General features: G+C 70.3%; 13 protein-coding genes. 9 read left to right on the plus strand and 4 right to left on the minus strand.

Annotated features, from left to right (window positions below):
* Window positions 1–22: 22 nt before the first annotated feature.
* The 3 genes from IDM40_RS17250 to IDM40_RS17260 are packed head-to-tail and all read left to right on the plus strand — an operon-like array spanning window position 23 to window position 3,113.
* On the plus strand, window positions 23–997 hold the full coding sequence (locus IDM40_RS17250; RefSeq protein ID WP_235997701.1) for a Bug family tripartite tricarboxylate transporter substrate binding protein: 975 nt from the start codon (window positions 23–25) through the stop codon (window positions 995–997).
* Window positions 994–1,509 carry a tripartite tricarboxylate transporter TctB family protein gene (locus IDM40_RS17255; protein ID WP_193123043.1) on the plus strand — a complete coding sequence of 172 codons (516 nt, stop codon included), beginning with the start codon at window positions 994–996 and terminating at the stop codon, window positions 1,507–1,509. Before IDM40_RS17250 ends, IDM40_RS17255 begins: the two co-directional genes overlap by 4 nt.
* Complete coding sequence (locus tag IDM40_RS17260) at window positions 1,509–3,113, plus strand: tripartite tricarboxylate transporter permease (protein WP_193123044.1); 1,605 nt, start codon at window positions 1,509–1,511, stop codon at window positions 3,111–3,113. Before IDM40_RS17255 ends, IDM40_RS17260 begins: the two co-directional genes overlap by 1 nt.
* A gap of 45 nt (window positions 3,114–3,158) precedes the next feature.
* Here the strand turns inward: IDM40_RS17260 and ctaD are convergent, their stop codons facing one another.
* Window positions 3,159–4,820 carry an aa3-type cytochrome oxidase subunit I gene (ctaD, locus tag IDM40_RS17265; protein WP_193123045.1) on the minus strand — a complete coding sequence of 554 codons (1,662 nt, stop codon included), beginning with the start codon at window positions 4,818–4,820 and terminating at the stop codon, window positions 3,159–3,161.
* Window positions 4,821–5,067: 247 nt separating this feature from the next.
* On the opposite strand from ctaD, the gene IDM40_RS17270 reads away from it, so the two are divergent.
* From IDM40_RS17270 to IDM40_RS17280, 3 genes are all read left to right on the plus strand, one after another.
* The gene (locus tag IDM40_RS17270) at window positions 5,068–5,994 is read left to right on the plus strand and encodes a ketopantoate reductase family protein (protein WP_193123046.1); all 927 of its coding nucleotides are present in this window, start codon (window positions 5,068–5,070) and stop codon (window positions 5,992–5,994) included.
* Window positions 5,995–6,116: 122 nt separating this feature from the next.
* A complete protein-coding gene (locus IDM40_RS17275; protein ID WP_216630951.1) occupies window positions 6,117–7,151 on the plus strand; it encodes an NAD(P)-dependent alcohol dehydrogenase in 1,035 nt (344 codons plus the stop codon).
* A gap of 54 nt (window positions 7,152–7,205) precedes the next feature.
* Window positions 7,206–8,714, plus strand: coding sequence for an amidase (locus tag IDM40_RS17280; protein ID WP_193123047.1), 1,509 nt, complete (start codon window positions 7,206–7,208; stop codon window positions 8,712–8,714).
* Window positions 8,715–8,732: 18 nt separating this feature from the next.
* On the opposite strand, the gene IDM40_RS17285 is transcribed toward IDM40_RS17280, so the two are convergent.
* Window positions 8,733–9,131, minus strand: coding sequence for a winged helix-turn-helix transcriptional regulator (locus IDM40_RS17285; protein ID WP_193123048.1), 399 nt, complete (start codon window positions 9,129–9,131; stop codon window positions 8,733–8,735).
* Window positions 9,132–9,206: 75 nt separating this feature from the next.
* Here IDM40_RS17285 and IDM40_RS17290 point away from each other — a divergent pair, with 75 nt between their 5' ends.
* Complete coding sequence (locus IDM40_RS17290; protein WP_193123049.1) at window positions 9,207–9,617, plus strand: RidA family protein; 411 nt, start codon at window positions 9,207–9,209, stop codon at window positions 9,615–9,617.
* 60 nt (window positions 9,618–9,677) lie between these two features.
* On the opposite strand, the gene IDM40_RS17295 is transcribed toward IDM40_RS17290, so the two are convergent.
* Window positions 9,678–11,285 carry an OmpA family protein gene (locus IDM40_RS17295; protein ID WP_193123050.1) on the minus strand — a complete coding sequence of 536 codons (1,608 nt, stop codon included), beginning with the start codon at window positions 11,283–11,285 and terminating at the stop codon, window positions 9,678–9,680.
* 280 nt (window positions 11,286–11,565) lie between these two features.
* Between IDM40_RS17295 and IDM40_RS17300 the strand changes: the two genes are divergently transcribed.
* A complete protein-coding gene (locus IDM40_RS17300; RefSeq protein WP_193123051.1) occupies window positions 11,566–12,468 on the plus strand; it encodes a helix-turn-helix transcriptional regulator in 903 nt (300 codons plus the stop codon).
* A 150-nt stretch (window positions 12,469–12,618) separates the two neighbouring features.
* A complete protein-coding gene (locus IDM40_RS17305; protein WP_193123052.1) occupies window positions 12,619–13,476 on the plus strand; it encodes an aldo/keto reductase in 858 nt (285 codons plus the stop codon).
* Window positions 13,477–13,625: 149 nt separating this feature from the next.
* Here the strand turns inward: IDM40_RS17305 and IDM40_RS17310 are convergent, their stop codons facing one another.
* Window positions 13,626–13,922 (minus strand): hypothetical protein, encoded by a 297-nt coding sequence (locus IDM40_RS17310; RefSeq protein ID WP_193123053.1) that lies wholly within the window; start codon window positions 13,920–13,922, stop codon window positions 13,626–13,628.
* Window positions 13,923–14,096 lie beyond the last annotated feature (174 nt).

Here is a 14,096-nt window from a genome sequence, read left to right on the forward strand (position 1 = left end):
CGTTCCCTTCTGAGGCGCACCGATGAAACGACCGAAGATCCCGGCCCTGGCCGTGGCCCTGACCCTGGTGGTCGCGGGCTGCGGCGGGGACGGCAGCGCTCCCGATCCCGACCAGTATCCCGAACGCCCCGTCACCATGCTCGTCGGTTTCGCCCCCGGCGGCGGCACCGACACCATCGCCCGATCCCTCGCCCTGTGTCTGAGCGACAACCTGGACCGCGAGGTGGTGGTGGAGAACAAACCCGGTGGCAGCCAGGCCGTGGCCATCAACGACCTGCTGGGCGCCGAACCCGACGGGCACACCATGGCGATGGTGACCACCAGCGGGCCCGTCGTGGTTCCCCTGCGGGTCCCGTCGGTGGGTTACACCAAGGACGACGTGACCCCCCTGAACGAGGTGTCGTTGGCCCCGTCGGTGCTCATCACCCCGCCGGACCTGCACGAGGAGGTCGGCCCCGGCTTCCTGGAGCGCGACGAACCCCTGGTGGTGGCCACCCCGGGCGCGCTCAGCGCGCCGCACCAGGCGATGGATCTGCTCCGGGACGTGCGCGGCGCACCGGTTCGGGCGGTGCCCTACGAGGGTTCGGCGCCCGCGGTGACCGCGCTCATGGCCGGGGACGTTGACGCGGTCTTCACGGAGAGTTCCAAGGAGGTCATGGACCAGCTCGGGGGCACGGACCTGGAGGTGTCGGTCTCCGGCGCGAGCGAGCGCATGGACCACATCCCGGACGTGCCCACGTTCGAGGAACTGGGCTACGACGGGCTTCCGGACTCCGACTCCTACTGGTTCCCGGTGGTGCCCGACGAGACCCCGGACGACCTGGTGGAACTGCTCGAGGAGCACACCGCCCGGTGCACGCAGGACCCGCAACTGGCCGAGACGCTGGGCGAGGACTACGTCGCCGACGACCGGCCCACCTCCTCCGACCACAGCCGACAGATCATGGACAACATGCACGGCAGCTTCCTCGAGCTGATCGAGGAGGCCGACTCATGAGCGATGCACCCACGGAGACCGCGGGCACGGAGGCCGGGACCGCACCCGCGCAGCCCTCGGAGCGCGCGTGGCCGCACCGCCTGGCCTGGGGTGTGTTCGGCGCCCTGGTGATCATCGGGTCGATCGACCTGGGCCTGGGTGAGCTGCGCGAGCCCGGCCCCGGGTTCTGGCCGCTGGTGTCGGGGCTGATGATCCTGCTCGCCTCCTTCACCCTGCGCCCGCCGAAGAACGACGAACCCCGCCCGGAGACCTTCAGCAACAATCCGTGGCGCCTGGTGTCCGCGCTGGTCAGCGTGGCCGCGTTCATCGCCGCGTTCGCCGCGGTGGGCCTGGTGCTGCCGGTGCTCGCGCTGCTGGTGCTGTGGTTCCGCGCCCTGGCCGGGATGCGCTGGTGGACGACGCTGCTCACCGCCGTCGTGGTGACCGCCGCGCTGACCGTCGGCCTGGTGTACGGCCTGGCCGTGCCCCTGCCCTCCGACCCCCTCATCGCACTCCTGGAAGGGACGGGCTGATGGACCATCTCGACAGTGTCGTCCAGGGCATCCAGGTGGCCCTGCAGCCGGGCAACCTGGTCTTCGTGGCCCTGGGCGTGTTCATCGGAACACTCATCGGGGTGCTGCCCGGGCTGGGCCCGACGGCGACGATCGCCCTGCTGCTCCCCCTGACCTACGTGCTGGAGCCTGCCACCGCGATCATCCTGCTGGCCGGCATCTACTACGGGTCCGTGTACGGCGGGACCATCACCTCGGTGCTGCTGCGGATCCCCGGCGAGGCGTCGTCGGTGGTGACCACCTTCGACGGTTACCCCATGGCCCAGCAGGGCAGGGCCGGGCCCGCGCTCGGTATCGCCGCGGTGGGCTCCTTCGCCGGCGGCATGACCGCCACCGTGGTGCTGGTGCTGCTGGCCCCGATGCTCGCGGGTGTCGCGCTCAGTTTCGGCCCTCCCGAGTACACACTCATCGCGCTGACGGGGATCCTGTTGGTGGCGTGGATGGGCAACGTCTCGGTGGGGCGGGCCCTGATCGCGGCCGGTCTCGGCCTCATGCTGGCGACCGTGGGGCTGGACCCGATCTCGGGCGAACCCAGGTTCACCTTCGAGAGCACGAGCATGCTGGCCGGGCTCGACTTCATCCCGATCGCGATGGGGCTGTTCGGGCTGGGCGAGGTGCTCTACAACATCGACAAGAGCCCGACCGGCACGAAGATCAAGCACAAGATCGGACGCATCTGGCCGACCCGCAGCGACTTCAAGCAGGCCGCGCCCTCGCTGGCCCGCGGCACCGTGCTGGGCAGCCTGCTCGGGCTGCTGCCGGGCGGGGGCAGCGTGGTCTCGTCGATGTCCTCCTACGTGGTGGAGAAGCGCCGCGCCAAGGACCCCTCGCGGTTCGGCAAGGGCGCGATCGAGGGTGTGGCCGGCCCGGAGGCGGCGAGCAACGCGGGTTCGACGACGGCGTTCGTGCCGCTGCTGACGCTGGGGATCCCGCCGAACGTGGTGCTGGCCCTGCTGTACGGGGCACTGCTGATCCAGGGCATCACCCCGGGGCCGACGCTCATGACCGACCGCCCCGAGGTGTTCTGGGGTGTGATCGCGTCGATGTTCGTGGGCAATGTTCTGTTGCTCCTGTTCAACACCGCGCTCATCGGCGCGTTCGTGCAGGTCCTGCGCATCCCCATCACGATCCTGTCGACGGTCGCGGTGGTGGTCATGCTCATCGGCGTCTACACCGTGCAGAACCGTGTCTTCGACATGGTCGTGGTGCTGGTCTTCGGGCTGGTGGGATACGCGCTGCGCAAGTTCGGATACGAGGTGGGGCCACTCGTGCTCGCCTTCATCCTCGGCGGGATCCTGGAGACGTCGTTGCGCCAGTCGCTGCTGATCTCCGGCGGTGACTTCGCGGTCTTCGTGACCCGCCCGGTCTCCAGCGGGATCCTCGCGGTCATCGCGGTGCTGGTGCTGGTCGTGGTGGGCCGCACGTGGCTGACCTCGCGCCGTGTGGCGAACACCGTTACCGAGTCCGAGTCCGAGTCCGAGTCCGGGTCCGGGGCCGTGTCCGGTGCCGAGCCCGAGTCAGGGTCCGAGCCCGAGTCCGGCTCCGGGTCCGGCTCCGAGCGCTGAGCGTGTGCGGGCCGGCCTCCTCCCCCGGAGCGCCGGCCCGCCGCATCAGGTGTGCACACTGCTGGGCGCGGCGTTGGGGTGGTGCAGATCGAAGGCCGGGCGCTCGGAACGGATACGCGGCAGGACGTCGAAGTTGTGCCGGGGCGGCGGACACGAGGTCGCCCACTCCAGCGACGCTCCGTACCCCCACGGGTCGTCCGTGCCGACCCTGGGCGCGTGGCGGGCGGTATACACGATGTTCCAGAAGAACAGGAGCGTGGACGCGCCCAGCACCAGCGAGGAGACCGACGAGATCTGGTTGAGCGTGGTGAACCCGTCGGTCGGCAGGTAATCGGCGTAACGGCGCGGGAACCCGGCCGCGCCCAGCCAGTGCTGCACGGCGAAGGTCCCGTGGAAACCCAGGAACAGCAGCCAGAACTGGGCCTTGCCGATGCCCTCGTGGAGCTTGCGTCCGGTGAACTTGGGCCACCAGAAGTAGAACCCGGCGAACATCGCGAAGACCACCGTGCCGAACACGACGTAGTGGAAGTGCGCCACCACGAAGTAGGTGTCGGTGACGTGGAAGTCGATCGGCGGAGAGGCGAGCAGCACCCCGGTCAGGCCGCCGAACAGGAACGTGGCCAGGAACCCCAGCGTGAACAGCATCGGTGTCTCGAAGGTGATCTGTCCGCGCCACATCGTGCCGATCCAGTTGAAGAACTTCACGCCCGTGGGCACGGCGATGAGGAACGAGAAGAAGGAGAAGAACGGCAACAGTACGGCGCCGGTCGGGAACATGTGGTGCGCCCACACGGTCATGGACAGCCCCGCGATGGCGATGGTGGCCGCCACCAGGGACTTGTAGCCGAAGATCGGTTTGCGGCTGAAGACCGGGATGATCTCCGTGACGATGCCGAAGAACGGCAGCGCGATGATGTAGACCTCCGGGTGGCCGAAGAACCAGAACAGGTGCTGCCACAGAATGGCACCGCCGTGTTCGGGGTTGAAGACCTGCGTTCCGACCATGCGGTCCGCGCCCAGGGCGATGAGCGCCGCGGTGAGCACGGGGAAGGCCATGAGCACGAGCACGCTGGTCAGCAGGGTGTTCCAGGTGAAGATCGGCATGCGGAAGACCGTCATGCCGGGCGCGCGCATGCACAGCCCGGTGGTGATGAAGTTGACCCCGCCCAGGATCGTGCCCAGCCCCGAGACCAGCAGGCCGAGCAACCACAGGTCGCCGCCCAGGCCCGGCGATCGCACGGCGTCCGACAGGGGCGTGTAGGCGAACCAACCGAAACTGGCCGCCCCGCCGGGGGTCAGGAACCCGCCGATGGTGATGAGCCCGCCGAACAGGAACAGGTAGTAGCTGAACAGGTTCATGCGCGGGAACGCCACGTCGGGCGCGCCGATCTGCAGCGGGACGATGATGTTGCTGAACCCGATGAAGAGCGGGGTCGCGAACAGCAGCAGCATGATCGTGCCGTGCATGGTGAAGTACTGGTTGAACTGTTCGTGCGTGAGCATCTGCATGCCGGGCGCGAACAACTCCAGGCGCATGAGCAGCGCCAGCACCCCTCCGAACAGGAAGAACGCGAACGAGGTGATCAGGTACATGTACCCGATCACCTTGTGGTCGGTCGACGTCAGCCAGCTGACGACGAGCGACCCCTTGTGTGTGGTCGCGCCGGTCTCCTGCGCCTCCTGCACGGCCTGCTGCTGCGGTGCCACGGCCCCTCCCCCGCCTGGTTCCGACCGGTCGTGCGCCCTGGGGCACCGATCCGGCGGAGGCCGACGCTAGGGCACGGGTGGCCGAGGTTCGAGCTCCACGGGCAACCGGGAGGGTCCAGGTGTCCGGGGGCGAAAGCCGTGTCCTGCGTGTACCGGGCCGTACCCGTCGGAGAGGGACCCGGTTCCCGGCCGGAGGCAGCGCCCCCGCCATACTTCAGATCCCGTAACCGAACCGAAGGGAAGAGGCATGCGCATCCTTGTCGTGGGTGCCGGAGCGGTCGGCGGATACTTCGGCGCCCGGCTGGTACAGGCCGGCCGAGACGTCGATTTCCTGGTGCGCCCCGCGCGGGCGGAGGCCCTGCGCGAGCGCGGGTTGGTGCTGCGCGACCCGGACGGCGCCGAGGAGACCGTGCACGTCGACACCGTCACGGCCGACCGGGTGGGGCCCGACTACGACCTGGTCATCGTGGCGGTCAAGTCCTACGCGTTCGACCCGGCGCTGGAGGACCTCGCTCCGGCGGTTGGGCCCAAGACCGTGGTGCTGCCGTTCCTCAACGGGATGTCGCACATCGACACGCTCGTGGACCGGTTCGGCGCCGAGCGGGTCTACGGCGGCGTCGCGATGGTGATGACCCGGCTCGGTGAGAACGGGGAGATCGTGCAGATCGGTCCGCTGGCCGAGCTGATCCACGGCCCCGTCGCGCCGGACCCGGTGGTCGCGCCGGAGCAGGTGCGCGAGGCGCTGGACACGGGCCGGTTCGACAGCCGGCCCACCGACCGGGCCGTGCAGGAGCTGTGGGACAAGTGGGTGCTCCTGGCGTCACTGGGCGCGTGCACGTGCCTGATGCGCGGGACGATCGGGGAGATCAACCGGGCGCCGGGCGGCGCGGCCTTCACCAGGGCGGTGCTCGCGGAGTCGTGTGCGATCGCGGCGGCGTCGGGGTACCCGATCGCCGAGGAGACGCGGGCCCGTACCGAGAAGATCGTGGGTAGCACGCGTGCGCCGACCACGACCTCGATGTACTGGGACCTCACGCACGGCAACCCGGTGGAGGACGAGCACATCGTCGGCGACCTGGTGCGGCGGGGCGGTGAGCTCGGGGTGCCCACGCCCCTGCTGGAGGTGGCCCGGACCCATCTGGCGGTCTACAGCGCGCAGCGGCAGGGTTCCTAGGACACCGCCGTTCACCGCGCCGGGCTGCTCGCGGCCGTGTGTTCGGGCATGGGGGCGCGGTCGGCGGGGTACCGGCCCGGACAGTGCCCTCCGCTGGCCCCGTGACGAACGGTGGTATCCCCATGAGTGTCCCGACCACGACGATGCGCGCCTCGGTGCTGCGGCAGGCCGGCGAGGTGCGCGTGGAGGAACGCCCCGTCCCCGAGCCGGGGCCGGGCCAGGTGCTGGTGCGTGTGGGCGCGGTGGGCACGTGCGGGTCGGACACGCACTACTACGAGCACGGCCGCGTCGGGCCGTTCGTGGTCCGTGCTCCCCTGGTGCTGGGCCACGAGGCTATGGGCACCGTCGTGGCGTGCGGGCCGGGCGTGGAGGACCGTGTGCCGGGCGAGCGGGTCTCGCTGGAGCCGGGTGTGCCCGACGGGGTGTGCGAGCAGTGCCGCCTGGGGCGGTACAACCTGTGCCCGCGCATGCGTTTCATGGCCACGCCCCCGGTGGACGGCGCCTTCTGCGAGTACGTGGCCTGCGACGCGCACTTCGCCCACCCGGTCCCGGACGTGCTCTCGGACGAGGCGGCCGCCCTGCTGGAGCCGTTGTCGGTGGGGGTGTGGGCGTGCCGGAAGGCCCGGGTGGGGCCGGGAGACCGGGTGCTGGTCACGGGGGCCGGGCCGATCGGGCTCGTCGTGGCGCAGACCGCCCGGGCGTTCGGGGCGGCCGAGGTGACGGTGTCGGACGTGAGCGGACCGCGCCTGGCCGCGGCACGACGGTTCGGGGCCACACACACGGTGGACGCGCGTGAGGGCCCCTTGGCCGGGTCCGGGGTGCGCGCGCACGTGCTGGTGGAGTGCTCCGGTGCGGCCCCGGCGGCGGCCGATGCGGTCCTCGCGGTGGAGCCCGCTGGGCGTGTGGTCCTGGTGGGCATGGGCGGGCAGGAGATGACTCTGCCGGTCTCCCACGTCCAGAACCGCGAGATCGAGGTGACCGGCACGTTCCGGTACGCGAACACGTGGCCGGCGGCGATCGGGTTGGCGGCGTCGGGCGCGGTGGACCTGGACGCGCTGGTCACGCACCGGTTCGGGTTGGCGCAGGTGGTGGAGGCGCTCACCGTGGGCCGCCGGGACCCGGAGGCGCTGAAAGCGGTGGTGTACCCGGGGCGGTGAAGGAACCCCTCCCCAGAACGAGAACATGTTCCAGTTCGGTGTTAGGTTCCGCGTATGCGAGTCGACGAGTACCTGAAACACGACGCCGTGGGCTTGGCCGAGCTGATCCGGGAGGGGCAGGTGAGCGCCGACGAGGTACTGACCGCCGCCATCACCCGGTCCGAGCAGGTCGATCCGCACCTCAACACGACCGTTCTGTCCATGCACGCCGAGGCGCGGCGGCTGGTGAAGGAGGGGCGCAGCGGACCGCTGGCGGGCGTCCCGTTCCTGCTCAAGGACCTGTTCCAGGACTACGCGGGGTTCCCGACCTCGGCAGGCAACCGGGCGATGCGGCGGGTGCCCGCCACCCGGCACTCGGAGGTGGTGCGGCGCTGGCTCGAGGCCGGGCTGGTGCCCTTCGCCAAGACCAACGTTCCCGAGTTCGGGGCGAAGGCCGTCACGGAGCCGCGCGAGTTCGGGCCCACCCGCAACCCGTGGAACACCGCGCACACCCCGGGAGGGTCCTCGGGCGGATCGGCGGCGGCCGTGGCGGCCGGTGTGGTGCCGGGGGCGAGCGCCAACGACGGCGGCGGGTCGATCCGGATCCCGGCGGCCTGCTGCGGGCTGGTGGGCCTCAAACCGGGGCGCGGGCGGGTTCCGTTCGGCCCGAACTGGGGCGAGCCCATGCACGGGGCGTCGGTCAACGGCGCCGTCACACGCACCGTGCGCGACACCGCGGCGCTGCTCGATGCGGTCGCCGGTCCGGAGGCGGTCTCCCCCTACCCCATCGCCCCGCCCGAGCGCCCCTACACCGAGGAGGTCGGCCGGGACCCGGGCCGGTTGCGGATCGGGTTCACCGACCGTTCCCCCTTGGGCACGCGCGTGCACCCGGAGGCGGTGCGTGCCGTGCGCGACGCGGCCGCGCTGCTGGAGGGGCTCGGGCACGATGTGGAAGAGGCCGAACCGGACATCGACGGGCGGGCGCTCACCGAGGACTTCGTGACGCTCTGGTACGGGTCGATGGCCGCGCTCGTGGACGGGATCAAGGCGGACACGGGGTGCTCGGACGACGCCTTCGAGCCCGACACGCTCATGCTCGCGGCGATGGGCCGGGCGCGCACGGCCGCCGACTACGTGCGCGGCAACGAGCGGTGGAACAACCACGTGCGGGCGCTGGTGGAGTTCCACTCGCGTTACGACCTGCTCCTGACCCCCACCATCGCGGGGCCGCCGGTGACCGTGGGGCGCCTGGACCCGCCGGCGTGGTTGCGTTCGGCCGAGCGGTTGCTGGTGCGTACCCGCACCGAGCGGGTGGTGACCGCGACCGACCTGGTCACCAAGGAGGTCATGAACAACCTGACGGCGACGCCGTTCACGCTGATGGCCAACCTGACCGGGGTTCCGGCGATCTCGTTGCCGCTGCACCACACCGCTTCCGGGCTCCCGCTCGGTGTGCAGTTCGTGGCGCCCGCCGCCGGCGAGGGGCTGTTGCTGCGCCTGGCGGGGCAGGTGGAGCAGGCCCACCCGTGGGCCGACCGCAGGCCCGGCGGGGTCCCGTTCCCCGGGTCGACCGCGCGCGGCTGATGCGTCCGGCCCCGGCGATCAGTGCTCCCCCGCACTGGTCGCCGGGCCCTCGCCGTCGAACGCCTCGCGCGCCCGGCTCACCTCCGGCATATGGGCCGTGGCCCAGCCGAACAGCGCGTCGACGAGTTCCTGGAGTGTCTTGCCCAGGGTGCTGATGCGGTATTCGACGGCCACCGGGCGGGTGCTGATGACCGCACGCTCGACCATGCCGTTGCGCTCGAGCCGGCGCAGTGTGGCGGTCAGGGATTTCTGCGAAACGGTGGGGATCACCCGCCGCAGTTCGTTGAAGCGGCGCGGGCTCTCGCACAGTTTGTCGAGCACCAGCAGGGACCATTTGTCGAGCACCTGGTCCAGGAGTTCCCGGTGCTCACCGGCGATCTGTGAATGGCCGACCTCGGGCAGGGTGGTTTCGTCCATGAAACCTAGTCTCGTTGAAGTGCTCTTCGTCCGCCGAGTAGTCATGGGACACCACCCACCGAAGAGAGGGAACCCATGACCGTGCAGCTCTCCACCCCCGAAGGCATGTTCCAGCCGGTGCCCTACCACCACGTCGCGGTCGCCACCGGAACACGGCACGTGCACGTCGCAGGTCAGATCGCCCGGGACGGGCAGGGCAACCGCCTCTCCCCCGGCGACCTCGCCGGCCAACTCGCCCACGCCCTGCGCAACACCGCGCGGGGCCTGGCCGGTGCCGGTGCGGACTTCTCCGACGTCGTGCGCCTGCGGTTCTACGTGACCGACTGGGAGCCCGAGAAGTACACCGAGTTCATGGCAGGCATCGAGAGCGTCACCGAGGAGCTGGGGATCCCGCGGCCGCTGCCGCCGCTCTCCGCGATCGGCGTGGACTACCTCTTCGAACCCGACGTGCTGGTCGAGGTCGAAGCAGAGGCCGTGCTCGACTGACTCCCCGGGGCCGGGCCGCTGCCGCCCTGATGGGGGCGGGCAGCGGCCCGGTATCGGCGATCAGGGTGTGATGGCCACACCCTCGAAGTCCTCGAGCTCGCCGATGGACACGTCCACCGCGGCCCCCTGCTCGCCCGGCACGGGCATCAGCGCGAAGAAGTCCCGGCTCTCCCCCGCCTCCATCCGCTCAGAGCCCAGGTTGGCGCCCGAGGCCGGCGAACACGCACACCACGGGTCTCCCCCGCCGCCGACCGGGTGCACCCGCAGCGTGGACGAGATCCGCTCACTGCCGGGGTCGGTCAGCCACACGGCGTACACCCCGCGGTGGCGCATCTCCAGCCACCGGTCGTAGGAGAAGGCGAACTCGGGGTCGACGGCGTCCTCGGCCCCCTCGTCGGCGTCGACCCGGTAGGCCAGCAGCGCCACACCCGGGCTGACGTGCCGCAGCTCGGTCAGAGTGACCTCGAAGTCGCCCTCGGGCGAGGCGACCGGGTCGAAGTCCTCGACCGGGCGGCCCTGCTCCTGGCCGCCGTCTCCGTCGCCGCCGCTCTCGTCCTCTGCCTGCTCCTGGGGCGCGGGCAGGGTCACCGGCATGGTCGCGGTGACACGGCGGTTGCGGGCCTTGCCGTCCTCGCTGTCGTTGTCGGCGATGGGGTCGGAGGACCCGTGCCCGTCGGCGGTGAAGTCCACGTCGACCGAGACCATGCCCTCCAACGCCTCCTGCACATTTTCGGCCCGGTCCTGCGAGAGCGGGTCGTTGATGGAATCGTCGCCGCTGGAATCGGTGTGTCCGTCCAGGGCCACCTGGCCGGGGTCGGCCGTGTCGATCTGTTCGGCGGCCCGCTCCAGGACCTGCTCGGCCTCCTCGGTCAGCTCCGACTCGTCCACGTCGAAGAGCACGTCCGAGGCCAGGTGCATCTCGGTCTGTTCTTGGCCGGCCACGGTCGTCTCATCGGGCGAGTCCACGACCGTCTCCAGCTCGGCGGTGTCCGGTTCGGCCTCGGGTTCGTCGGCCGGGGCCGTGTAGTCGAGCCCTTCGGGTGCGCCCTCGTTCACCGGCACGTCCACGAACGGCAGGGAGAAGTGGCTGTAGAGCGTCAGCTCCTCGACCCCCTCGGGCGGGGCGGCCAGCACCGTGTACAGGCTGTAGGTGTCGCCCTCGGAGATGTGGCCGCGCTGGGCACCGTCGTCATCGTCCTCGTGCGAGCACAGGCAACTGCGGTCGGGCAGGTGGAAGGGCTTGTGGAGCTGCGAACCGTCCGGGTCCAACCACGACAGGCCGCTGAAGTAGTCCCACAGGAACGTCTCCTCGTACCCAGGCTGGTGGGTGCCGTGGTCGTCCACCAGGTGGGTCCACAACGGCCCGTAGTCACCGTGGTTGGTCACCTCCAGTGTCGCGACCATGTGCTCGTCGTCGACCCGGTGCAGCTCGACCTCGGCCTCCGCCTCGTCCAGCACCCACCCGTTGACCGCGCGGGTGGTGACCGGATCGGCCGTCTCCCCCTGCTCGTCCCCGCCCCCACCGTCGGGCTCGTCCCCGCCGCCCCCGTCGGGGAACAACGAACACCCGGCCACCAGCGCCAGGCACACCGCGGCCGCGGGCAGCGCCCACCAGCGCGAACGCGCCGACGGGCCGGTGGCGGAGGGCAGGGGGGAGGGAGCACGCATAAACGTCCTTCGAACACAACGAACGAACCTACGCGCGCTGTGACGCTCACCCGCCCCCGCCGGTTCACCCTTCACGCGTCGGTATCGGCGCGGGTCCGCCGTTCCCAGCCGGCGAACCGTCCTCGACCGGTACCTGACATGAACCTCGACGTCCGGTCAGCCGGACCGCCCGGTCGGGTACCCCGCTCTCGGGCCGTCGCCACGACAATGAGCACCTTGCAGGCCAGAGGGGACCTGACAGGGCCTGCCGCGACACTTCCGCGCTGCCTAGCGTGGAGGTATGGACAGAAAGACCGTGCGGGAGTTCCTCATCAGCAGGCGAGCCCGCATCACACCCGAACAGGCCGGCATCCCCGCCTACGGCGGCGACCGCCGGGTCCCCGGGTTGCGGCGCGAAGAAGCCGCCATGCTGGCGGGGGTCAGCATCGACTACTACACCCGCCTGGAACGCGGCAACATCGCCGGAGCCTCCGACAGCGTTCTGGAGGCGATCGCCGCCGCCCTGAAGCTCGACGGGGTCGAACGCGCCCACCTGTTCGACCTCGCCCGCGCGCCTTCCGGAACACGCGCCCCCGCAGACACACCGCCGCCCGGCGGGGTCCGCACGTCGGTCCAGCGTGTCCTGGACACGATGAGCACCCCGGCCATCGCCCACAACGCCCGCCAGGACCTGGTCGCTGCCAACCCCATGGGCCGGGCCCTGTACGCGCCGCACTTCGACACCGATCACTGCGCGCCCAACATGGCGCGGTTCATCTTCCTGGACCCGCGCGCCCGCGAGTACTTCGTCGACTGGCCCCTGGCCCGGCGCACCGCCGCCGCCATGATGCGGCTGGAGGCCGGCCGAAACCCCCTGGACGAGCAGCTCACCGCCCTGATCGGGGAGCTCTCGGCGCGCAGCAGCGTGTTCGCCCAGGACTGGGCCCGACACAACGTGCACGACCACCGCAGCGGCACCAAGGCCTTCCGGCACCCCGATGTGGGCCTCGTCGAAGTGGACTTCGACGTGTTCGAGCCAGCCGGGGAGGAACGCCTGTGGATCGTGGCCTACACCGCCCCGCCCGACAGCCCCACAGCGGACGCGTTCGCCCTGCTCGGCACCCTGGCAGCCACCCACCAGGAGGCGAGCCGAGAGGAAGGCGAGGTGACCGACGGGTCGGGACAGGCCCGGAAGCAGGGATAGGACGAGGGGCGACGCTTCACGCGATCACGCTCCCCCGGGCCTGTTCCTTGATCCCACCGAACGGGTGACCCCTGCACGAACAGGGGCCGTGCAGGGACGGTGACGGGCCGAAACGCAACACGAACGAGCAAGGCAGAGGAGCACGAACCCATGGTTCTGAACGAGACGTACACCCTGTCCAACGGCGTGCACGTACCCAAACTCGGCCTGGGCACCTGGTTCATCGACGACGACAAGGCCGCCCGCGCGGTCACCGACGCCGTCGCGATCGGATACCGCAACATCGACACCGCGCAGGCCTACGGCAACGAACGAGGCGTGGGCGAAGGCATCCGCACCGCCGACATCGCCCGCGACGACCTGTTCGTGTCCACCAAGCTGGCAGCCGAGATCAAGGACCACGACGAAGCAGTCGCCGCCATCGACGCCTCACTCGCCACCATGGGGCTGGACCACATCGACCTCATGCTGATCCACAGCCCCCAACCCTGGGACGACTTCCGGGGCGGAGACTACGCCGAAGGCAACCGCCAGGCATGGCGCGCCCTCGAAGAGGCCTACCAAGCCGGCAAACTCCGCTCCATCGGCGTGTCCAACTTCGAGCAGCACGACCTCGACAACACCCTCGCCACCTGCACCGTCGCACCCCACGTCAACCAGATCCTGGCGCACGTGGCCAACACCCCCGAGGAGCTCATCTCCTACTGCCAGGGCAAGGACATCCTGGTGCAGGCCTACTCCCCCATCGCACACGGGCAGATCCTCGAGCACCCGCACGTGCGGGCCATGGCCGACCGGTACGCAGTGACCGTGCCGCAGCTCAGCATCCGCTACGCCCTGCAGCTGGGCACCGTGCCGCTGCCCAAGACCGCCAACCCCGACCACATGCGCACCAACGCCCAGGTCGACTTCCAAATCTCCGAGGCGGACATGGACGTGCTCCGGAACATGGAGCGCCTCCGCGACTACGGAGAACACAGCGCGTTCCCCGTCTTCAGCGGCAAGTAGCGCCGGCCCACAGCAGAGCGGCGGGCCCTGTCGGAACCTTCCCGACAGGGCCCGCCGCCGTCACATGTCGCCCACCGAAGGCCCGACGATCCTCGTATCAGCCCCAGCAGCGCGTTCGATCAGCTCGGTTCAGGGCACGAGGGCTGGACTCAGTGCTCGTCCCAGTGCGCCTCGTGTTTCGCGTGCCGATGACCGTCGTGGACGTAGTCCGTGTGGTCCCCATGGGGCACGGCCACGTGGCCGCATCCTGGACCGTGCTCATGGTCATGCTGCTCGTGCGCGGTGTGCACGGTCGTTTCACACTCGTCGTAGTGGTCGTCGTGGCTGCGGTGGACGTGACCGTCGTGAACGTAATCGGTGTGGTCCCCATGGGGCACGGCGACATGCCCGCAGTTCGGACCGTGCGTGTGGTCGTGGCCCGTGTGGATCTGGTGTTCGGCGATCATCGTTTCTCCCCTACGGCCTGTGAGGTCTCGTTCACCATCACAAGGCTGAGTGCAGGGCCGTACAAGCAACACGCGGCAAAGAGCCATTTACCCCGAGCCGACCCTCTCTGCGCGGCGACGACCGTGGTGGCACCACACCCATGGTCAGCCCGCTGCTCGTGGCCCAGGGCGAAC

Origin of the sequence: Nocardiopsis coralli (assembly GCF_014892575.1) — a bacterium.
Classification (GTDB): domain Bacteria; phylum Actinomycetota; class Actinomycetes; order Streptosporangiales; family Streptosporangiaceae; genus Nocardiopsis; species Nocardiopsis coralli.

What these genes read in the sequence shown, in the direction of transcription:
- IDM40_RS17260 (WP_193123044.1), top strand. Translation starts at nt 1,509, where the DNA reads ATGGACCATCTCGACAGTGTCGTCCAGGGCATCCAGGTGGCCCTGCAG.
- IDM40_RS17305 (WP_193123052.1), top strand. Translation starts at nt 12,619, where the DNA reads ATGGTTCTGAACGAGACGTACACCCTGTCCAACGGCGTGCACGTACCC.
- IDM40_RS17310 (WP_193123053.1), bottom strand. Translation starts at nt 13,922, where the DNA reads ATGATCGCCGAACACCAGATCCACACGGGCCACGACCACACGCACGGT.
- IDM40_RS17250 (WP_235997701.1), top strand. Translation starts at nt 23, where the DNA reads ATGAAACGACCGAAGATCCCGGCCCTGGCCGTGGCCCTGACCCTGGTG.
- IDM40_RS17280 (WP_193123047.1), top strand. Translation starts at nt 7,206, where the DNA reads ATGCGAGTCGACGAGTACCTGAAACACGACGCCGTGGGCTTGGCCGAG.
- IDM40_RS17275 (WP_216630951.1), top strand. Translation starts at nt 6,117, where the DNA reads ATGAGTGTCCCGACCACGACGATGCGCGCCTCGGTGCTGCGGCAGGCC.
- IDM40_RS17270 (WP_193123046.1), top strand. Translation starts at nt 5,068, where the DNA reads ATGCGCATCCTTGTCGTGGGTGCCGGAGCGGTCGGCGGATACTTCGGC.
- IDM40_RS17285 (WP_193123048.1), bottom strand. Translation starts at nt 9,131, where the DNA reads ATGGACGAAACCACCCTGCCCGAGGTCGGCCATTCACAGATCGCCGGT.
- IDM40_RS17295 (WP_193123050.1), bottom strand. Translation starts at nt 11,285, where the DNA reads ATGCGTGCTCCCTCCCCCCTGCCCTCCGCCACCGGCCCGTCGGCGCGT.
- IDM40_RS17300 (WP_193123051.1), top strand. Translation starts at nt 11,566, where the DNA reads ATGGACAGAAAGACCGTGCGGGAGTTCCTCATCAGCAGGCGAGCCCGC.
- IDM40_RS17290 (WP_193123049.1), top strand. Translation starts at nt 9,207, where the DNA reads ATGACCGTGCAGCTCTCCACCCCCGAAGGCATGTTCCAGCCGGTGCCC.
- IDM40_RS17255 (WP_193123043.1), top strand. Translation starts at nt 994, where the DNA reads ATGAGCGATGCACCCACGGAGACCGCGGGCACGGAGGCCGGGACCGCA.